This window comes from Streptomyces sp. MB09-02B, from assembly GCF_033794485.1.
Classification (GTDB): Bacteria; Actinomycetota; Actinomycetes; order Streptomycetales; family Streptomycetaceae; genus Streptomyces.
Window position 1 is genome coordinate 1 of the sequence record NZ_JARGEE010000153.1, and the last position, 19354, is coordinate 19354.

17 protein-coding genes are annotated in these 19354 nt (G+C 72.1%); 9 read left to right on the forward strand and 8 right to left on the reverse strand.

What is annotated here, in order from left to right; genetic code table 11:
• The first annotated feature begins 394 nt into the window (after positions 1–394).
• On the forward strand, positions 395–859 hold the full coding sequence (locus P1P70_RS21665; protein ID WP_319240279.1) for an SRPBCC family protein: 465 nt from the start codon (positions 395–397) through the stop codon (positions 857–859).
• 37 nt (positions 860–896) lie between these two features.
• On the opposite strand, the gene P1P70_RS21670 is transcribed toward P1P70_RS21665, so the two are convergent.
• The 4 genes from P1P70_RS21670 to P1P70_RS21685 all read right to left on the reverse strand — a co-directional run bounded on the left by P1P70_RS21670 (position 897) and on the right by P1P70_RS21685 (position 5894).
• Positions 897–2477 carry a hypothetical protein gene (locus P1P70_RS21670; RefSeq protein WP_319240281.1) on the reverse strand — a complete coding sequence of 527 codons (1581 nt, stop codon included), beginning with the start codon at positions 2475–2477 and terminating at the stop codon, positions 897–899.
• 207 nt (positions 2478–2684) lie between these two features.
• Entirely contained in the window at positions 2685–3062 is a 378-nt protein-coding gene (locus tag P1P70_RS21675) for a hypothetical protein (protein WP_319240283.1), read from the reverse strand.
• Positions 3023–3766, reverse strand: coding sequence for a hypothetical protein (locus P1P70_RS21680; protein WP_319240285.1), 744 nt, complete (start codon positions 3764–3766; stop codon positions 3023–3025). Before P1P70_RS21680 ends, P1P70_RS21675 begins: the two co-directional genes overlap by 40 nt.
• 97 nt (positions 3767–3863) lie before the next feature.
• Complete coding sequence (locus P1P70_RS21685; protein WP_319240305.1) at positions 3864–5894, reverse strand: DUF1996 domain-containing protein; 2031 nt, start codon at positions 5892–5894, stop codon at positions 3864–3866.
• Between the two features lie 329 nt (positions 5895–6223).
• Between P1P70_RS21685 and P1P70_RS21690 the strand changes: the two genes are divergently transcribed.
• The 3 genes from P1P70_RS21690 to P1P70_RS21700 all read left to right on the forward strand — a co-directional run bounded on the left by P1P70_RS21690 (position 6224) and on the right by P1P70_RS21700 (position 10888).
• The gene (locus tag P1P70_RS21690) at positions 6224–9001 is read left to right on the forward strand and encodes a SpoIIE family protein phosphatase (protein WP_319240287.1); all 2778 of its coding nucleotides are present in this window, start codon (positions 6224–6226) and stop codon (positions 8999–9001) included.
• A 98-nt stretch (positions 9002–9099) separates the two neighbouring features.
• A complete protein-coding gene (locus P1P70_RS21695; RefSeq protein ID WP_319240289.1) occupies positions 9100–9987 on the forward strand; it encodes a Gfo/Idh/MocA family oxidoreductase in 888 nt (295 codons plus the stop codon).
• A 106-nt stretch (positions 9988–10093) separates the two neighbouring features.
• A complete protein-coding gene (locus tag P1P70_RS21700) occupies positions 10094–10888 on the forward strand; it encodes a hypothetical protein (RefSeq protein WP_319240291.1) in 795 nt (264 codons plus the stop codon).
• On the opposite strand, the gene P1P70_RS21705 is transcribed toward P1P70_RS21700, so the two are convergent.
• Positions 10869–11651 (reverse strand): alpha/beta fold hydrolase, encoded by a 783-nt coding sequence (locus P1P70_RS21705; protein WP_319240295.1) that lies wholly within the window; start codon positions 11649–11651, stop codon positions 10869–10871. The genes P1P70_RS21700 and P1P70_RS21705 overlap by 20 nt on opposite strands.
• Before the next feature lie 120 nt (positions 11652–11771).
• Between P1P70_RS21705 and P1P70_RS21710 the strand changes: the two genes are divergently transcribed.
• Both P1P70_RS21710 and P1P70_RS21715 read left to right on the forward strand, forming a co-directional pair.
• A complete protein-coding gene (locus P1P70_RS21710) occupies positions 11772–12737 on the forward strand; it encodes a DUF1152 domain-containing protein (protein ID WP_319240296.1) in 966 nt (321 codons plus the stop codon).
• A gap of 29 nt (positions 12738–12766) precedes the next feature.
• Entirely contained in the window at positions 12767–13750 is a 984-nt protein-coding gene (locus P1P70_RS21715) for an aldo/keto reductase (RefSeq protein WP_319240298.1), read from the forward strand.
• A gap of 54 nt (positions 13751–13804) precedes the next feature.
• Here the strand turns inward: P1P70_RS21715 and P1P70_RS21720 are convergent, their stop codons facing one another.
• Entirely contained in the window at positions 13805–14290 is a 486-nt protein-coding gene (locus P1P70_RS21720; protein ID WP_319240299.1) for a hypothetical protein, read from the reverse strand.
• A gap of 203 nt (positions 14291–14493) precedes the next feature.
• Between P1P70_RS21720 and P1P70_RS21725 the strand changes: the two genes are divergently transcribed.
• Positions 14494–15858 carry an FAD-dependent oxidoreductase gene (locus P1P70_RS21725; protein WP_319240300.1) on the forward strand — a complete coding sequence of 455 codons (1365 nt, stop codon included), beginning with the start codon at positions 14494–14496 and terminating at the stop codon, positions 15856–15858.
• A gap of 144 nt (positions 15859–16002) precedes the next feature.
• Positions 16003–16623, forward strand: a complete 621-nt coding sequence (locus tag P1P70_RS21730) for an L-threonylcarbamoyladenylate synthase (protein ID WP_033528678.1) — start codon at positions 16003–16005, stop codon at positions 16621–16623.
• A gap of 21 nt (positions 16624–16644) precedes the next feature.
• Here P1P70_RS21730 and P1P70_RS21735 read toward each other — a convergent pair whose 3' ends face one another.
• Both P1P70_RS21735 and P1P70_RS21740 read right to left on the reverse strand, forming a co-directional pair.
• Entirely contained in the window at positions 16645–17670 is a 1026-nt protein-coding gene (locus P1P70_RS21735) for a DUF6745 domain-containing protein (RefSeq protein ID WP_413471510.1), read from the reverse strand.
• 73 nt (positions 17671–17743) lie between these two features.
• Complete coding sequence (locus P1P70_RS21740) at positions 17744–18070, reverse strand: hypothetical protein (protein ID WP_319240302.1); 327 nt, start codon at positions 18068–18070, stop codon at positions 17744–17746.
• Between the two features lie 257 nt (positions 18071–18327).
• Between P1P70_RS21740 and P1P70_RS21745 the strand changes: the two genes are divergently transcribed.
• A complete protein-coding gene (locus P1P70_RS21745; RefSeq protein WP_319240303.1) occupies positions 18328–19296 on the forward strand; it encodes an STM4015 family protein in 969 nt (322 codons plus the stop codon).
• Positions 19297–19354 lie beyond the last annotated feature (58 nt).

Sequence of the window (19354 nt, forward strand, 5' to 3'; positions counted from 1 at the left end):
GCCCGGGCGGGGGCGCCGACGGGGACGCGGACGGCTGGTCCTGCGGTTGCGGCTGTGCCGGCGCACCCTCGGGGCGTTCGGTCATCGGGTTCTCCTCGGTCGTGGCGGACGGGGTGCGGCGGCGGAGCCGGATCGCCCCACGGGGCCGTGGGGCGGGGCGGCGGGGTGTCGTGGTCGAACGCGTGGAGGAGGGATACCCAGGGCCGGATCCCTTCCATGCGGCCGCACCGATCCCGGCCGCACCTGAAGATCCGAGCCTTCCAGAACGCCTCCCGCGCGGGCGTCCGTAGAACTACGCACCCTGGTTACGGAACCTGGCGCGCCGGCCGGGGCGGGCGCCGGCACGGTGGCCGTCCTGGGGCGGACGTCCGTGCCCGGTGCTTTCATGGGAGGCATGACCAGCAGAAGTGTCGTCGTCGAGCGACGGGTGGCCGCTTCCCAGGGCCGGGTGTGGGAGGCCCTGACGGACCTCGGCGGTATGGATCGGATGCTCAGCGGTGTCACGAGGGTCGAGGTCCTCACGGACGGGGGCTTCGGGGTGGGCACGCGGTGGCGGGAGACCCGTCGGATGTTCGGCAAGGACGCCACCGAGGAGATGTGGGTGACCGTCAGCGAGCCGCCCGAGCGCTATGTGGTGGAGGCCGAGTCGCACGGCTCCCGCTATGTCTCGGAGTGGGTGCTGCGGGCCGACGGGCCGGGGTCGACGACGATCGTGATGACGTTCTCCGCCCGGCCGACCGGCTCCGTCGCGGGTCTGCTCGCCCGGGTCATGGGCCCCGTGGGTGCTCGAGCCGTGCGCAAGGCGATCGCGAAGGACCTGGACGAGGTCGCCGGGTGGCTGGAGGGCCGCAGGGGCTGAGCCGCCGCGGCCCTCGGTCACCGTGCCCGGGGGCGCGTCAGGAGTTCAGGCCGTAGCCCGAGGTCACGTAGGCGCACTCTGTGTAGATGTAGCCGGACTCCAGTTTGGCCGTGTCGGAGGCGGCGCTGGAGGCGTTGTCGCCCTTCGGCTTGTGCAGGAAGTACGTGGTGCCGACCGGCAGGCTGATGGTGCGCTGCGGGTACTTGTCGTTGCCGCTGCACGGCTTGAAGCTGGACACCAGGGTGCTGCTCCAGTCGTAGCTGGTGCAGGTGGAGCAGCCCTTCAGGGTGAAGGTGCCGGTCACCGGGCCGGTGTACATGACCTGGATCTCGTCGGGGCTGTCGTTCTTGACCGTGACGGAGATGCTGCCGCCGGTCCGGGTGGTGGGCAGCTTCTTGCCCGCCTCCGGGACCTCCTGCGCGATCTCGGCGGCGATCGCTATCTTCTTGGCGCGCGGCGCGTTCTTGTGGTTCTTGTGGGCGTCGACGAAGTCGTTCATCGACGTCACCGCCTCGGCGAATTCGCCGTCCTTGTACTGGTCGACGCCGCAGGTGTAGACACCGGCGGAGGCCGAGTCCTCGGCCTTTCCGGCGGCGGCGGCCAGGGCGTCGGCCACCCCGGCCTTCTCCCCCGGCAACGCCTTGACCTGGGAGCCGAGCGTCTCCAGCTGGTCCACGGCGGTGCACGGGTCGTCGCCGCCGACGGCCTTGACCGCCTTGTCGACGGCCGCCTTGACGTCGGGTTCGACCTTCGCCGCCTGATCGGAGTCGGGGAACGTGGTGAGGAGGTCGCCGAACTGGTCCTGCCAGCCCGCGGTGTCGGCCGCCAGGCTGTCGGAGGCGCATTCGTACAGCGAGGTGGCGAGCCGGTCGTCGGGCCAGGCGGCCAGCGAGCCGAGGTCCTGCTTGCTCACGGTCCGCGGAACCGTACGCAGGTATTCGAGGGGAGCGACCGCCTCGCAGTACTCCTGCTGCTCGTAGGGGGCGCCGACGGTCGTGTAGAAGGTCTTCAGCCGGTCCGGGACCTTCTCGGCCGCCCGGGAGTCGGGGTGGTCGGTGGTGAGGTCGTCGTAGGCGGCCAGAGCCCTGCGGTACTCGGACTGGGTCGTCGAGAAGGACTCGCCGGAGGCCTTGTCGACGAGCTCGTCGGCCTTCTCCAGCCGGTCCAGGAGCATCTCCTCGACGGCTTCCTTCCGCGCGGTCTCGTACAGCAGTCCGCTCGCGACCGGTACGCCGAGCAGGAGGACGCCGAGCGCGATGGCCAGCGGGGACTTCGCGGGCCACACCAGGCGGTTGCGCAGGCCCAGGAAGGCGCCGTGGGCCGCCGCGAGGAGAAGGAAGAGGCCGTAGACGGTGAGGGTGGCGCCCGGGACTCCGTCGGGGTCGGCCGGCAGCACCGAGAAGAGCAGCAGTCCGGTGGCCGCCCAGCACAGCAGGGTCAGGAGCGGGCGGCGCATCAGCGCGTAGCCGAGGCCCAGGCCGCTGAGGTTCAGCAGGCCCACCCCGACGGCCCGCCAGCCGTCAGCGGGGCCGGGGGGCGGCGCCGACGGCATCGGCGGCACGACGTAGCTGTGACTCCACCCGTCCTGGTCTCTTACACCGTACTGATCCCCGGACATCTCGGATCCCCCCGTCAACTCCACCCGCATGCTTACGAATTGTCAGTGTACGGCCGAAACTCGATGCCAGGACAGACGATTCTCGGGCGCTGGCGGAGATCGATTTCACTTCGTGACCATGGCTCGAGAGGTGGCGCGAAAGCGTCGGTCGCACCCCTGGTCGGTGCGTGAAAAGTACAGGCCCCACAGCTGGTTGACGCACCCGGGTCACGTTCCGGTTCGCCCGGCGGGCGACCTGTTCTCCACGGCCGGGGCGGCGGAGGGTGCTCGGCGGGCGGGGGACGCCTGCGCGAGGACGACGGCGGCCGCCGTGCCCGTCGTGAGGGCACCCGCCGCCAGCAGGATCCCGTAGGGCGCGGTCGGGTCGTACGGGCCGCGGCCTGCGTAGGCGGTCGCGGTGACCGCCCAGAAGACGGCGGCGTAGCCGAGTGCCGCCATGGCCATGACCCGCCCGGCCCGACGGGGCGGCAGTCGGCCCGCCTCGCACAGGATCGCGAGGACGGCGAGGAGTCGGATGCCGTGCAGCCCGACGGCATGGGCGAGCTTCACGCTGCCCGCCGCCCCGAACAGCACGTCGCGCGGCACACGTCCGGTGTCGTCGAAGGCGGCCTCCCCGATGGCGGCCATGCCCATGCCGATGTACCCGGCCACCGGCACGGCCCCCAGCCCCGTGAGCGTGGCCACGCGGGAGCTTCCGCCGCCGTCGAACCACCCAGCGCGGCGACGAACAGCCACACCAGGCCGAGGATCAGCGGCAGGATCAGGGTGCCGATCACGGACCAGATCGCCGAGTCGGTGTCCGTGGCCTGGTTGAAGTGGGAGGCGACGCCGCGCCAGCGCTGGGCGGTGATGAGCCCGACCTCGCAGACGGCGACGGCGACGATCAGGCCGGCCGGGACCCACACCCACCAGCGCGCGGGCAGCTGACGCGTGATCCAGACCACGGACCACACCAGCAGCCCGAAGGACACCCCGAACGCGACCGGCTTGCGCCAGGACACCGGCCCCCACCACGGCTGCCAGTCGATCACGGCCACCACCCACAGGGCCTCGACGACGAGCCCCGCCGTGCCCACCGCGTACCCGGCGAGCGGGACGCGGCGCCGGACCGCCAGGCCTCCGGCGATCACCGCCCCGAGGGCCAGGACGACGGGCGGGGAGGCGTCCGGGTCGTCTCCCGCGCCGAGCCGTACGGCCGTCATGGCCACGAGCAGCACGGCGGCCGCCGCCACGTCGCCCGGAGGCAGCCGCAGCCACAGCCGCAGCCGCCGAGCCCAGCCCTTCGCCATGCTCCGCCCCGCCCCGTCAGCTGATGCAGGATCAAGTCCCGCTCAGACCAACAAGGTTGGCGGAGCAGGGGGATCGCATCCAGGTGGCCGTACGGGATCAGTAGGTGCCGCGCCTGACCCGGCGGAGCAGTACGACACCGGCCAGCACGGCCACGCCGCCGATCATCGCGGGCCACAGCTGCGAACCGGTCTCGGCTAGGCTGCCCGACGCCGACCCGGATCCCTGTGCGCCGGGCTGCCCGGCGGCCGACGGCGCGTTCGCCGCAGGCGTCTGCCCAGGCGCCGCGACCGCGTCGCCGTCGTCCCCGGCGTCGTCCACGACCTCGCCGCCGCCGCCCCCCTTGTCGGCCTGTTCGCCCTCGCCGCCCTTGTCGTCGGCGGCGGGGTTGCCGCGCTGGGTCGCCTTCACCGAGCCGAGGACCTGGGGCTCCCTGTCGCCGCCCTGGTTCGCCTGGTCGCCCGCGCCGCCGGGTGCCTGGGCGGCCTCGGAGGGCTCGGCCGCGTTCTCGTCCTGGTCCTGTCCCTGGTCAGCACCCTCGTCCTGACCGTTGCCCGGCTGCTCCTGATCCTGGCCCTGGCCCTGGCCCTGACCGTCGTCCTGGCCCTGGCCTTGTCCCTGGTCGTCGCCCTGGCCGGCGTCGCCGCCCTGGTCGCCACCGTTCCCTTGGTCGTCACCGTCGCCCTGGTCGCCGCCACCGCCGCCCTGGTCGCCGCCGAGGTCGGCCGCGTCGCACTCGCGGCCGTCGTTGATGCAGTCCACCATCGCCCGCATCAGGTCCTCGTCGAAGACGTTGATGAAGTCGCCGTGGTCGGTGACGGCCTTGTGGAGCTGTTCGGGGAAGGAGTCCACGGCGAACAGCGGGGTCGTACGTCCGCCGTCCCGGAGGCTCGGGGCGTCGACGTCGTAGACGATGCGCTGGACCAGCTGCGGGATGGCCTCGAACCCGGCCGCGCAGCCGCCGTCCGCGGCGGCGAAGGCCACGTGGGTGCGGTGGTTGGCGCTGTCGATGTTGCGCCCGTCCCAGCAGCTCTGGAACTTGAAGGTGCGGACGACGTCGCTGCCGGAGGGGCAGAGCGGGTACTTGTCCTTCAGCTGCCGGTCCTCGAAGCCGGTGCAGCTCCAGGACGCGTTGGCGTTGGCCGGGCCGTTGATGAAGGCCTTGGCGTCACCCGTGATGATGCGCAGCAGCCGCGGCATCTCCACGACCTCGCCCCGCGGGCTGCCGACGAAGGTCATCGTGACCTCCTTGGGCGTCACGATCTCACCGGCGTTGCCCTCGATGCCGCCGCCGGGCGAGTTGGCGTCCTGCTCGGCGGTGCCGTTCTGCAGACGGATCACGGGCCAGAAGTACGACGACCTGTCGCCCTGGTTCTCACAGCTGGTGTCGGCGGCGGCGAGGTCCTCGTCGCCGGCGAACGCGTTGTTGCCCTGGTTGCCGACGTAGTCGTGGAAGTGGTGCGCGCCGTTGGAGACACCGGGGGCGACGATGACGTTGTCCGAGTTGAAGACGCCGTTCGCGTTCACACCGCAGTCGGTGCTGAAGGAGCCGGTCGAGCCGCTCTGCCCGCCGCCGTTCGCTGCGTTGGGCTGGACGGACCTGATGTCGGCGTAGTCCGCGGCCACCGGCCCGTTGCCGGCCTGACCACCGTTGCCCTGCTGCCCCTGCTCGCCCTGGCCGCCCTGGTTCCGGCCGTCGCCGCCCTGGACTCCACCGTCCTGTTCTCCGCCGTCCTGACCGGTGTTCTGATTCTCGGCGGGACGCAGTTCGCAGGCGGCGAGGGAGTTGAGACCCTCGGGGCGGTCCCCGACGCGGTCGATGGCGATCGCGATCCGCTCGACCGTCGCCGCCCGCTTCTCCCTCAGCGGGCTCATGATCGCGTCGTCGGCGAAGCCGCTGTCCTGCTGTCGGGCCCGGACGGAGTTCTGCAGCCGCTGGTAGGCCTCGGCTATCTGCTGGTCCAGGGCGGCGAGTTCCTTGTCGACACCCTCCCGCGCCCCGGCGGGCACCTCCGTCAGCTCGCTGCCGACGTCCGGGCAGTCGATAGTGCCGGCGGCGGAGTTGACCTGCTCGACCCGGTCGTCCGGCGAACCGTCCTCGGTGGCCGACGCGTAGACGTTGACGGCCACGAGGCCGCCTCCGCCCAGGATCAGCGCGATCGCGGCAGAGGTCGCGCGCCGTGCTCCGGATGGGCGTCTGCGCCTGGTGGTGCGTCCCACGGATAGCTCCTACAACGTCGTGGTCTGGTCCGGGCATGGAGAACCCCAGCCATATACGGAGCCGGACCCCGATGTGTTCAAACGCCTCCCAGATTCACAGGAACCTGACAGGTAGCAGGGCATCACACATGGTCAAAGCGGTAGCAAGCGCTCTCCCGAGCGAGTTGCCCACGGCATCGGCAAGGGCGGCGCACGACCCCCTCTCGCCTCCGGGCGCGGGGCAGTGTAGACATGGGCACATGGTCCGTCTCCTGGGTCGATCTCGCTCTCAGTCGACCCGCCGTCCCCAGAGCCGGCCTGCGCGGGGTCGGGACGACCGTGCCCGGCGGGTACCGCATGGATCGGACGGCGGCGCGAGTCGGGAGCCGGGACATGGCTGGGGCCCGCTCTCGGGGCTGCGCTCGGCGCTGAGCGGGCGCAGCGTCGCCGGGCAGGTGTTCCTGCTGCAGGTCGTGATCGTGCTGGTACTGGTCGTGTCGGCCGTGGTGGCGCTGGTCCTCCAGGTGCGGCACGACAGCTCCAAGGAGGCGCACAACCGTTCGCTCGCGGTGGCGGAGACGTTCGCCAACGCGCCGGGGACCCGGGAGGCGCTGAGCGCCCCCGATCCGACGGAGGTGCTCCAGCCGAGGGCCGAGGCCGCGAGGGTGCAGTCCGGGGTGGACTTCATCGTCGTGATGAACACCGACGGGATCCGCTACACCCATCCGAAGACGGACCGCATCGGCAAGCAGTTCGTCGGCACCGTCGAGCCCGCGCTGAAGGGCGAGTCCTTCACCGAGGAGGTGGACGGCACCCTCGGCCCGCTGGTCCAGGCCGTGGTGCCGGTCAAGGACCCGGACGGCAACGTGGTGGGCCTGGTGTCGGCCGGGATCACCACCGAGAACGTGGGCGGGGTCGCCGAGGAGCAGTTGCCCCTCGTGCTGGCCGCCGCCGCGGCGGCCCTCGCCCTGGCCACGGCGGGCACGGCGCTCGTCAGCAAACGGCTGCTGCGGCAGACCCACGGGCTCGGCCCGTCGGAGATGACCCGCATGTACGAGCACCACGACGCGGTGCTGCACGCCGTGCGGGAGGGCGTGATCATCATCGGCGGCGGGGGCCGGCTGCTGCTCGCCAACGACGAGGCGCACCGGCTGCTGGACCTTCCCGCCGACGCGGAGGGCAGGGACGTCCACTCCCTGGGCCTCGAAGCGCACATGGCGGACCTGCTGGCCTCGGGCCGGATCGCCAACGACGAGGTGCACCTGGTGGGCGACCGGCTGCTCGCGGTCAACCAGCGGCCGACCGACCTCCAGGGCGAGCCCTCCGGCAGCGTCGCCACGCTCCGCGACTCCACCGAGCTGCGCGCCCTCTCGGGCCGCGCGGAGGCGGCGCGGGAGCGGCTGAGGCTGCTCTACGACGCCGGGGTGGGCGTCGGCACCGGCCTGGACGTGACCCGTACCGCCGAGGAACTGGCGGAGGTGGCGGTCCCCAGGTTCGCGGACTTCGTCACCGTGGACCTGGCCCCGGCCGCACTCAGCGGCGACGAGCCCGAGACGGCCACCACGCTGCGCCGTACGGCGTGCACCGGGATCCGCGAGGACGCGCCGCTGTACAAGGTGGGCGAGCGGATCGACCTGGTCCCCTCCTCGCCCCAGGCCCGCAGTATCGACAGCGGCAGCTCGACCCTCGTGGCCGACCTCAGCCGGGCGCCCGGCTGGCAGGCGCAGGATGTCGAACGGTCCGCCCAGGTCGTCGAGTACGGCATCCACTCGCTGATCACCGTGCCGGTGCGGGTGGGCCAGCTGGTGTTGGGGGTGGCCACCTTCTGGCGCTCGGAGAAGCCCGAGCCGTTCGACCAGGAGGAGCTGGCGCTCGCCGAGGAGCTCGTGGCGCGCGCGGCGGTCTCCATCGACAACGCGCGCCGCTACACCCGCGAGCACACGATGGCCGAGACCCTGCAGCGCAGCCTGCTGCCGCGCACCCTGCCCGAGCAGAGCGCCCTGGATGTCGCCTACCGCTATCTGCCAGCCCAGGCCGGGGTGGGCGGCGACTGGTTCGACGTGCTGCCGCTGTCCGGCACCCGGGTCGCCGTCGTCGTGGGCGACGTGGTCGGTCACGGTCTGCACGCGGCGGCGACGATGGGGCGGCTGCGCACGGCGGTCCACAACTTCACCGCGCTGGACCTGCCGCCGGACGAGATCCTGGGGCTCCTGGACGAGATGGTCAGCCGGATCGACCAGGACGAGGCGGTCCTCGACGGCAACGCCCCGATCACCGGGGCGACCTGCCTGTACGCGATCTACGACCCGGTCTCACGGCGCTGCACCGTGGCCCGCGCCGGTCATCCGCCGCTCGCGGTGGCCCGGCCCGACGGCACGGTCGACTTCCCCGACGTGCCGGCCGGCCCACCGCTCGGTCTCGGCGGGCTGCCCTTCGAGACGGCCGAGCTGGACCTCGCCGAGGGCAGCCGCATGGTGCTGTACACCGATGGTCTCGTCGAGGACCGGGAGCGGGACATCGACGACGGGCTCGAACTGCTGCGCACCGCCCTGACGGGGGCCGACAGCTCGCCGCAGGGCACCTGTGAGGCCGTGCTCGACGCGTTGCCGCCGAGCCGGGCGAGCGACGACATCGCGCTGATCGTCGCCCGCACCCGGGCACTGGACGCGGGCCGTGTCGTCGAGTGGGAGGTGCCCGACGATCCGGCCGCGGTCCGCCGGGCGCGCTCCGAGGCCACCCGGCAGCTGGCCGCATGGGGCCTGGAGGAGCTGGAGTTCACCACCGAGCTGATCCTCAGCGAGCTGGTCACCAACGCCATCCGGTACGGCGGCGGCCCCATCCGGGTCCGGCTCATCCACGACCGCCAGCTGATCTGCGAGGTCACCGACAGCAGTCACACCTCGCCCCATCTGCGGTACGCCGCCACGACCGACGAGGGCGGCCGGGGCCTGTACCTCATCGCCCAGCTCACCCAGCGCTGGGGCACCCGCTACTCCCCCACCGGCAAGACGATCTGGACCGAACAGGCGCTGCCCTGACGGCCGTCGGACCCGCCCGGCCCCGCCCCGCCCCGAAGCCCCTGAAGGGTTTTGAGGGACATAGACATGACACCCAAAGCACAAGGAGTGACCGGAGCATGCGTATAGGACTGCTCGGAACCGGACCGTGGGCCGAGATGGCCTACGCCCCCGCGCTGAGCGCGCACCAGGAGCTGGAGTTCGCGGGGGTGTGGGGCAGGCGCCCGGAGGCCGCCGAGGAACTCGCCGACCGGCACGGCGGCCTGCCCGTGTACGAGGACGTCGACGCCCTGTTCGCGGACGTGGACGCGGTCGCCGTGGCCCTGCCGCCCTCGGTCCAGGCGCCGCTCGCGGTGCGCGCGGCGCGGGCGGGCTGTCATCTGCTCCTCGACAAGCCGCTGTCGATCGACGTCGAGCAGGGGCGGGCCGTCGTCGAGGCGGTCGAGGAGACCGGGGTCGCCTCGGTCGTCTTCTTCACCGCCCGGTTCCAGACCGCGATCGACGCGTGGATCACCGAACAGGCCGCCCGGGAGGGCTGGTTCACGGGCCGCGCGGAGTGGTTCGGGTCGCTGTTCGACGACGAGAGCGACAGCCCCTTCGCCGACTCGCCGTGGCGGCGCGAGAAGGGCGGCCTGTGGGACGTGGGCCCGCACGCCCTGTCCGTGCTGCTGCCGGTCCTCGGGGACGTGGAGAAGGTGGCCGCCGCCGTGCGGGGGCCCCGGGACACGGTCCACCTGGTGCTCCTGCACACCGGCGGGGCGTCCAGCACGCTCACCCTCAGCCTCACCGCCCCTCCCGCGGCCTCCGGCGCCACGGTCGAGCTGCGCGGCAGGGCCGGGACGGCCGTGCTGCCCACCACCGACGAAGGACCCGTACCGGCTCTGGTGCGTGCGGGGGACGCGCTGCTGGCGGCGGCCCGCAGTGGTCGTCCGCATCCGTGCGACGCCGCGTTCGCGCTGCGGGTGACGGAGCTACTGGCCACCGCGGAAGGGCAGTTGACCGGCTGACGAGCCCGACTCGCAGCCCTGCGTTCGAGTTTGTGTTCGACGGATACCGGACATCGTCCGGTGGCGGGCACGGCTTCGCCTCGCGCGTTTCGGTGAGGAGGTGCCCGTGGGCGTGACGGACGGGGACGCCGCCGAGCCCCCGCGGGGCGGGGCGGCGACCCGGAAGAAGGACCAGGACGCGCGGACGGTCATGCGGCTGCGCCTGGGGGTCGGGGTCATCGGCGTCCTGCTCCCCCTGGCGCTGCCGGCCGGCAACTGGATCGCGGCGCGGATCGACGGCCGGGCCGGTGCGGACTCCTGGCCCGGTTCCATGAGCGGCGCGTACCACACGAGCACCCGTGACATCTTCGTCGGCGCGCTGTGCGCGCTCGGGATCTTCCTGATCGTCTACCGCTTCGACAGGTTCAACGACATCCTGGGCACCGTCGCCGGCACCTGCGCCCTGGGCGTCGCCCTCTTCCCCACCGCGCCGGGGTCCGGAGGCGACGCGGGACAGCGGACGGTCTCCGTGTTCCACCAGGTCTTCGCCGTCTCCCTGTTGACGGCGATGGCGGCGTTCTGCCTCGCCATGTACCGGGCGCCCGGCATCAAGGACCGGCCGTACGCGCGGCGTCCCTATCGGGTGGCCGGGGTGCTGATCCTCGTCTTCATGGCGCTGGCCGCCGTGGCGGCGGCCACCGGGGTGGGCGACGACTGGCTGGTCACGCCTCTCTACCTGTGCGAGTGGCTGTCCGTGTGGTCCTTCGGCTTCGCGTGGACGGGCGCGGCGCTCTCCCTGGCCGCGGACATCGACCGGCTGTCGCGGACCCGGGCGGTGGTCGACGCGGTGGCCCGGTGGCTCCGCTCCCTCGGCGGCCTCGGCTCCTCGGTCGGCGGCGGGCTCAGACCCGGGAGCCGGTGAGGAAGCGGTCCAGGGTGGCGGTCAGCTCCGCGGGCTTCTCCACCGGGAGTTCGTGGCCGGCGTCCAGGATCCGCACCTCGGCGTCCTGACACGCCTTGGCCATACGGAGCATCTGGGCGACGGGCAGTTGGATGTCGTGGTAGCCGTGAACGAGGAGGACGGGCGTGCTGATCTCGCCGAGGCGGTCGAGTACGTCGAACGCGCGCATGGCGCCGTACAGGGTCCTCACGACCTCGCGCGGGGTGGCGGCGGAGGCGCGGATGTACTCCCGGATCTCCTCGCGGGGGTAGCCGGGCGCGAAGGCGCGCTGGATGTTGGCGGCGACGAACAGCTTGAAGGGGACGCGGGTGGAGACCGCCATCAGCAGGCCCCGGCCACGGCTGTAGGTCATGCGGCCGATGGAGTTGACCAGCACCAGGCGTTCCACCCGCTCGGGGTGGGCGAGGGTGATGGTCTGGGAGATCATGCCGCCCATGGAGTGGCCGACCAGGACGAAGCGCTCGACCTCCAGGTGATCGAGCAGGGCGAGCACGTCTGACGCCAGCTCCTCGATCGTGCGCACCCCGGCGCCGGCGCTCTCGCCGTGCCCGCGCAGGTCGAGGCGGATCACGCGCCGCTTCCGGGCGAAGTGGGCGACCTGGTGGTCCCAGCGGTGGCGGTCGGCGGTCCAGCCGTGGACGAACACCAGCGGCACACCGTCGCCCTCGCGGGGGCCCTCGTCGTCGTACGTCAGCGTGGCGCCGTCGACTTCGAGCTGCGGCATGAGGGCCTCCTGCGGTCCGGTCCGGCCCGGTGCGGTCCGGTTACTGACCGGTACGGTAGCCGGTGGCCCGGTCCGCGTAAATCGTGCGCGCCCCCTGCGCCACCCTGCTAACTTCCCCCGGTGTTCTCCCTCCAGCAACCCCCGTTCTTCACACGGCTGCGCGACGCGCGGCGTGTGCTCATAGCCGGTGCCGGCGGCGGTTTCGACGTCTACGCCGCACTGCCGCTGGCCCTCGCTCTGCGGTCGGCGGGCAAGGAGGTCCATCTCGCCAACCTCTCCTTCGCCGATCTGTACGGCCTGAGCCTCGACGTGTGGCTGGAGCAGGACGTCGCGGCGGTCGGCCCCGACACCGCCTTCCGGGGCGACTACTTCCCCGAGCGCACCCTCGCCGAGTGGCTGGACCTGCACGGGATGCCGAGCACCGTGTACGCGCTGTCCCGTACGGGTGTGGCGCCCCTGCGAGCCGCCTACCGCGCGCTCCTCGGGCATCTGGGCGAGGTGGACGCCGTCGTCCTGGTGGACGGCGGCACCGACATCCTGATGCGCGGCGACGAACACGGGCTCGGCACGCCGGAGGAGGACATGGCGAGCCTGGGCGCCGTCGCCGGTCTCGACGAGGTCCCCGAGCGGCTGGTGGCCTGCCTCGGCTTCGGCGTGGACGCCTACCACGGGGTCAACCACGCGCTGGTCCTGGAGAACCTGGCCGCGCTGGACCGCGACGGCTCCTACCTGGGGGCCTTCTCACTGCCCCGCGACAGCCGCGAGGGCGCCCTCTACCTGGACGCGGTGGCACACGCCCAGCGGGCCACGCCGACCCATCCGAGCATCGTCAACGGCTCGGTCGCGGCGGCCGTGCGGGGCGAGTTCGGCGATGTCCGGTTCACCGAGCGGACCCGGAACAGCGAACTGTTCGTCAACCCGCTGATGGCGCTGTACTTCTGCGTGGACGCGGTGGGCCTGGCCCGCCGCAACCTGTATCTCGACCGGCTGGAGAAGACCGAACTGACCCGGCAGATCAGCTCGGTCGTCGCGGAGTTCCGGGACGAGCTGCCCCGGCAGCGTCCGCCGCGCGCCTACCCGCACTGACCACCTGGAACAGGTGACAGACTGACGCCATGGAAGAACGCGCATTCGGTAGGTCGGGTCAGCACGCGTCCGTGGTCGGTCTCGGCACATGGCAGTTGGGCGCCGACTGGGGAGACGTCGACGACAGGGAAGCCCTCGCGGTGCTGGAGACCGCCGCCGAGTCGGGGGTGACCTTCTTCGACACGGCCGACGTCTACGGCGACGGGCGCAGCGAGGAGACCATCGCCACGTTCCTGCGGAGCAGGCCCGATCTGCATGTCTTCGTCGCGACGAAGATGGGCCGTCGCGTGGAACAGATCCCCGAGAACTACGTCCTGGACAACTTCCGGGCCTGGAACGACCGCTCCCGCCGCAACCTCGGCGTGGACCGCCTCGACCTGGTCCAGCTGCACTGCCCGCCCACGCCGGTCTACTCCTCCGACGAGGTGTTCGACGCGCTCGACACCCTGGTCGAGGAGGAGCGGATCGCCGCGTACGGCGTCAGCGTGGAGACCTGCGCCGAGGCGCTGACGGCGATCGCCCGGCCGAACGTGGCGAGCGTGCAGATCATCCTCAACCCGTTCCGGATGAAGCCGCTCCTCGACGTGCTCCCGGCGGCCGAGAAGGCGGGGGTCGCGATCATCGCGCGCGTACCGCTGGCCTCGGGTCTGCTCTCCGGCAAGTACACCAAGGACACGGTCTTCGCGGAGAACGACCACCGCACCTACAACCGCCACGGTGAGTCCTTCGACCAGGGCGAGACCTTCTCCGGTGTCGACTACGGCACGGGGGTGGAGGCGGCCGTCGAGTTCGCCGCGCTCGCCCCCGAGGGCTTCACCCCGGCCCAGCTGGCGCTGCGCTGGATCATCCAGCTGCCGGGCGTCACGACGGTCATCCCGGGCGCCCGCACGCCCGAGCAGGCCCGCGCCAACGCGTCGGCCGCCGCACTGCCGGAGCTGTCCGGCGAGACGCTCACGGCGATCCGGGAGCTGTACGACCGCCGGATCAAGGAGCAGGTGGAAGGCCGCTGGTAGGAGGGCGTGCGGGGGTCGTCCGGCAGCTCGTGCCGGACGACCCCCGCAGGCAGGTCAGATACGGCCGCCGGTGAGCCGGGTGATCGGGCCGTGGACGTGCTGGCCGGAGCGACGGCCGGCCGCGTAGGAGACGGCGGTCAGGGCGGTCAGGCCCGCGCCCACGCCGGCGGCGACGAGCTTGCGGTGGGCGATCACCGTCATCGCCGTCTTCGCGGTGGCGGCCACCTGACCGGAGGCCTGCACCACCGCCTGGCGGCCCGCCTCGACGCCCTTCACGGCGCTGTGCACGGCACTGTTGGTGCTGTCGGCTGCGCGCTTGGCCGCGTCGGCCGCGTGTCCGGCCCCGGCCTTGGCGGACGACGTCGCGTCGTCCATCTTGACCGCGGCCGTCTTCGCGGACGCGGTGGCCGGTGCCGTCGCCTTGCCGGCGGTCCGGCGGGCCTTGGCAGCGGTCGTCTCGGCGGACGCGGAGTTCTGGTTCGGGTCTTTGTTCGGCTGAGTCATGGGAACCGCGTTGCCGTTCACCGCCGAGGCAAACACGTCCGGTCGACAGAGGAGGCCGCGGACGGGCCGCAGAGGTCTCCACCGGCCGTTTCCCCGGCCTCCCCGCCGTCCGCCCATTCCCCCGCATGGCATAAGATCGGCTTATGAGGTCATAGACCCGACCCGCGTACCTGGTAAGGGTTACCTTAGTTTAGGGTTGCCGGCGAGAAGCTTTTCTTCCGCTCGAAGGGAACCTGAACATGCCCCGCCCTCTGCGGGTAGCCATTGTCGGAGCCGGACCCGCCGGGATCTACGCCGCCGACGCGCTGCTGAAGTCCGACGTCGCCACCGACCCCGGTGTGTCCATCGACCTCTACGAGCGGATGCCCGCCCCGTTCGGACTGATCCGTTACGGCGTGGCCCCCGACCACCCCCGCATCAAGGGCATCATCACCGCCCTGCACCAGGTGCTCGACAAGCCGCAGATCCGTCTCTTCGGCAACGTCGACTACCCGACGGACATCAACCTGGACGATCTGCGCGCGTTCTACGACGCCGTGATCTTCTCCACCGGCGCGACGGCCGACCGCGCGCTCGACATCCCCGGCATCGACCTCGACGGCTCCTACGGCGCGGCCGACTTCGTCTCCTGGTACGACGGCCACCCGGACGTCCCGCGCACCTGGCCCCTGGAGGCCGAGAAGGTCGCCGTCCTCGGTGTCGGCAACGTGGCGCTCGACGTCGCCCGGGTCCTCGCCAAGACCGCCGACGAGCTGCTGCCCACCGAGATCCCGGCCAACGTCTACGAGGGCCTGAAGGCCAACAAGGCGCTGGAGATCCACGTCTTCGGCCGCCGTGGCCCGGCACAGGCGAAGTTCTCCCCCATGGAGCTGCGGGAGCTGGACCACTCCCCCAACATCGAGGTCATCGTCGACCCCGAGGACATCGACTACGACGAGGGCTCCATCGCGACCCGGCGCGGCAACAAGCAGGCCGACATGGTCGCCAAGACCCTGGAGAACTGGGCGATCCGCGACACCGGCGACCGCCCGCACAAGCTGTTCCTGCACTTCTTCGAGTCGCCCACCGAGATCCTCGGCGAGGACGGCAAGGTCGTCGGCCTGCGCACCGAGCGCACCACGCTGGACGGCACCGGCAACGTCAAGGGCACCGGCGAGTTCAAGGACTGGGACGTCACCGGCGTCTACCGCGCGGTCGGCTACCTCTCGGACAAGCTGCCCAAGCTGCCCTGGGACGTCGACTCGGGCACCGTCCCCGACGCGGGCGGCCGGGTCATCGAGGAGACCGGGGCGCACCTGCAGTCGACGTACGTCACCGGCTGGATCCGGCGCGGTCCGGTGGGCCTCATCGGGCACACCAAGGGCGACGCCAACGAGACCGTCTCCAACCTCCTGGACGACTTCGCGAACGGGCGGCTGCACGAGCCGTCCGCGCCCGCGCCGGAGGCCGTCGACGCCTTCCTCGCGGAGCGCAACGTGCGCTTCACGACGTGGGAGGGCTGGTACAAGCTCGACGCGGCGGAGAAGGCGCTCGGTGAGCCGGAGGGCCGTGAGCGCGTGAAGATCGTCGAGCGTGAGGACATGCTGCGCGCCAGCGGCGCGTAGCACTCCGCTCACGGGCAGGGGGAACTGCGGACCGTGGTCGACTGCGGGTCGGCCGTGGCTGGTCGCGCAGTTCCCCGAGCCCCTCGGCAGGGGCCTGCGGCCCCATCGACGGGTCGGCGGGGCTCCGAGGCATAAGCTCGGGGAATGGCCAAGTACTACGACGTGCACCCCGACAATCCTCAGCCTCGTGCCATCGGGCAGGTGGCCGACAGCATTCGTCAGGGTGGGCTGATCGCGTATCCGACGGACTCCTGCTTCGCCCTCGGGTGCCAGCTGGGCAGTCGTGACGGCATCGAGCGGATCCGTACGATCCGGCAGCTCGACGACCGTCACCACTTCACCCTGGTGTGCGAGAACTTCGCGCAGCTGGGCCAGTTCGTGCACGTCGACAACGACGTGTTCCGTGCCGTGAAGGCGTCGACACCGGGCAGTTACACCTTCATCCTCCCCGCGACGAGGGAGGTGCCCCGCAAGCTCCTGCACCCCAAGAAGAAGACCGTCGGGGTGCGCATCCCCGACCACCGGGTGGCCCAGGCGCTCCTCGCGGAGCTCGGTGAACCGCTCGTCTCCAGCACGCTGCTGCTGCCCGACGAGGAGGAGCCGCTGACGCAGGGCTGGGAGATCAAGGAGCGCCTCGACTACCTGGTCGACGCGGTGGTGGACTCCGGGGACTGCGGCACGGAACCCACGACCGTCATCGACTTCTCCAGCGGCGAGGCCGAGATCATCCGCAAGGGCGCGGGCGACACCTCACGGTTCGAGTGAGGGGCGGGGCCCCGCAGGGCCTCAGGTCTGCCGCAGCGGCTCGTACGCCTCGGCGCTCAGGCCGAACGTCCAGGCCACGCCCTCCCGGGCCGTGGTCGTGGTGGGCGGCACCCGCAGCCAGTAGGTGCGGCTCGTGCCGTCCGGTTCCGGGGTGGAGTTGACGACCTCCACCATCACCACGTCCTCGTCGCCGGGCAGGGCCATGCGCCACAGCACGCCCGTCTCGTCGCGGTGCACGGGCTGCGCGCCGGACTCCTCCAGATAGCGGTCGTAGCCGTAGAACTCGAGCATCACGCGGCGCAGTTCCGCGTTCTCCTCGGCCCTGATCAGCTGCGGGGTCAGCGTGTCCAGCCGGTCGAGGAACTCGCCGGGGACGGGCAGTCCGCGCCAGGCGTGCAGGGCGAAGCCGTCGGAGAAGGCGAGCGCGGGTCCGTCGCCACGATCCAGCCGGCCCGCCTCGTCGCGGTGCAGTTCCACCGGCCGTTCGGCGACGACCGCGACCTTCTCGTACGGCCACCACCAGCCGGCCGTGCGGGCCACCTCCGCGAGTCCGTCCAGCTCGGGGGCGGCGTCGCAGGCGGACAGCCAGGCCGCGTCGTGCTGGCCCAGGACCGCGTCCAGGAGCAGCAGCCGGACGTCGGCCTCCGCCTTGCGGTCGGCGGGGGCCAGGACCTCGACGACACCGGCGCGGACGCGGTCGACGAGGGGCCGGGTGGTCTCCCAGAGGTCGGCGCCGGTCGCCCGCCAGTGGTCGCCCCAGCCGGTGGGGCCCAGCCGGGTGTGCAGCCGGGCGCGGGCGGCGGCGACCGGTCTGTTGCGGACGGCGTCACGGACGCTCGCCCCGGTCGCGGGGAGCGCCTCGCCGTCCTCCGCGGCCGCTCCCGAGAGCAGGCGTACCGCCGCGAGGGGCGAGGGGGCCCACACGATCCGCTCGGGCTCCGCCAGCCCCGCCCGCCGGTACGCCAGGCGCACGCCCGCCTCGGTCCGTGCCCGGTCGCCCGCCCCGGTGGCCGCCGCCATCGCCCGCCAACTCGTCTGTTCCGTCACGCCGTTCCTCCTGGATCTCGATGCCTGTCCCTGCGGCTGCCGCACGTCACGGCCGCCCTCTCCCCCACGGATCTCAGTCCGCGACGATGCGCACCGACCCGGGTACGTACTCGCGCTGACGGATGACGCGGTACCAGCCCTTGGGCAGGGAGATCGCCGCGTGCTCCTCGTGGACGACACGGGCGCCCTCCGGCACGTGCAGCAGCATCGGACCGAACACGCTCGCCTCGCGGATCAGGCGGCCGGGGCCGACCACGGCGTGCGCGTGGCCGGTGACCTCGCCGAGGGCGAGGACGAGTCGGCCACGCCCGTCACGCGGCTCCGACGTGGCGTCGAGCGCGCCTCGCGGCACCGCGCTCTCCGCCAACGGCGCGATGAGGACGTCTCCTTGCCGGTACATGGGTCTCCCTCCCGTCGGGCACTTCCCGTGCCACGAGACGACCGTAGGGGCGGCCACTGACAGTCGGCTCCGCACGGCGGTTCGCCGGGGCGAGCGCGGGTGTTCGTCCACAGGACAGGGGTCCGCCGCACACGATGTCGGTGCGGCTTGGTAGAACTCCCCTACCCGGCGGCGCTGTGTGCCCCGGGTGCGCGACGGGCGGACCGGGCAGGGACCCGGCCTCCGCCATGGACATGGAACGAAGGGGCGGGGCGCACATGACCATCGGGAGCCATCTGGAGGAGTTCCACGGACTGCGGGTCCACCGCTTCCCCACGTCGGTGAAGGACCAGGGGGGCGCCGCCCGTCTGCCCGCGCCCGACTCGGTGGCCTGGAACATCACCGTGGGCGCGTACGACAGCGAGGAGGCCTGGGAGGAGGCGTTCGCCCGGTTCCTGGCCTCGGTCGACACCGAGAAGGTGCGGGCGCTGGTGGTGGGCGCGTGGAGCGACGCCTACGACAACGGCCCCGAGGAGATCGTCGAGGCCCTGGTCGCGGCGAAGGACCGGCTGCCCTCGCTGCGCGCGCTGTTCCTCGGCGACATCGTGGGGGAGGAGTGCGAGATCTCCTGGATCAACCAGGGGGATGTGGGCCCGCTGCTGAACGCCTTCCCGGAGCTGGAGGAGTTCGGGGTGCGCGGCGGTCAGGGGCTCGTCTTCCCGGCGGTGCGGCACGAGCGGCTGCGGTCGCTGACGGTGGAGACCGGCGGCATGCCCGTCGAGGCGGTCCGGGGTGTCGCGGGCAGCGATCTGCCGGCCCTCGTCGAGCTGGACCTGTGGCTGGGCACCTCCGAGTACGGCGGCGACAGTGAGGTGGCCGACCTGGCGCCGATCCTCGCGGGCACCCGGCTCCCGGCCCTCAAGCATCTGGCGCTGCGCAACAGCGAGATGCAGGACGACATCTGCGCGGCCCTGGCCGCCGCCCCGGTGGTGGCCCGCCTCGACGTGCTGGACGTGTCGATGGGCGTTCTCACCGACGACGGCGCGACCGCGCTCCTCACCGGTCAGCCGCTCACGCACCTCAAGACCCTGGACCTGCACCACAACTACCTCAGCGCGGCCGTACGCGACCGCCTGCGGGACTCGCTGGAGGCCGAGGGGGTCCAGGTCGACGTCGACGCCGACGACGCCGAGTCGGACGAGGAGGAGGACGGCACGGTGTGGCGGTTCGTCGCGGTCGGCGAGTGAACCCGTAGGCGTACGTGGGCGAAGGGGGGCGGAGTGTCCGGTTGGAACGGTGCGGCGG

Excerpts from the sequence above, each read along its gene's own strand:
- P1P70_RS21680 (WP_319240285.1), bottom strand. The coding sequence starts at position 3,766 with ATGGCGAAGGGCTGGGCTCGGCGGCTGCGGCTGTGGCTGCGGCTGCCT.
- P1P70_RS21690 (WP_319240287.1), top strand. The coding sequence starts at position 6,224 with ATGGTCCGTCTCCTGGGTCGATCTCGCTCTCAGTCGACCCGCCGTCCC.
- P1P70_RS21705 (WP_319240295.1), bottom strand. The coding sequence starts at position 11,651 with ATGCCGCAGCTCGAAGTCGACGGCGCCACGCTGACGTACGACGACGAG.
- P1P70_RS21745 (WP_319240303.1), top strand. The coding sequence starts at position 18,328 with ATGACCATCGGGAGCCATCTGGAGGAGTTCCACGGACTGCGGGTCCAC.
- P1P70_RS21665 (WP_319240279.1), top strand. The coding sequence starts at position 395 with ATGACCAGCAGAAGTGTCGTCGTCGAGCGACGGGTGGCCGCTTCCCAG.
- P1P70_RS21695 (WP_319240289.1), top strand. The coding sequence starts at position 9,100 with ATGCGTATAGGACTGCTCGGAACCGGACCGTGGGCCGAGATGGCCTAC.
- P1P70_RS21730 (WP_033528678.1), top strand. The coding sequence starts at position 16,003 with ATGGCCAAGTACTACGACGTGCACCCCGACAATCCTCAGCCTCGTGCC.
- P1P70_RS21725 (WP_319240300.1), top strand. The coding sequence starts at position 14,494 with ATGCCCCGCCCTCTGCGGGTAGCCATTGTCGGAGCCGGACCCGCCGGG.
- P1P70_RS21670 (WP_319240281.1), bottom strand. The coding sequence starts at position 2,477 with ATGTCCGGGGATCAGTACGGTGTAAGAGACCAGGACGGGTGGAGTCAC.
- P1P70_RS21715 (WP_319240298.1), top strand. The coding sequence starts at position 12,767 with ATGGAAGAACGCGCATTCGGTAGGTCGGGTCAGCACGCGTCCGTGGTC.
- P1P70_RS21740 (WP_319240302.1), bottom strand. The coding sequence starts at position 18,070 with ATGTACCGGCAAGGAGACGTCCTCATCGCGCCGTTGGCGGAGAGCGCG.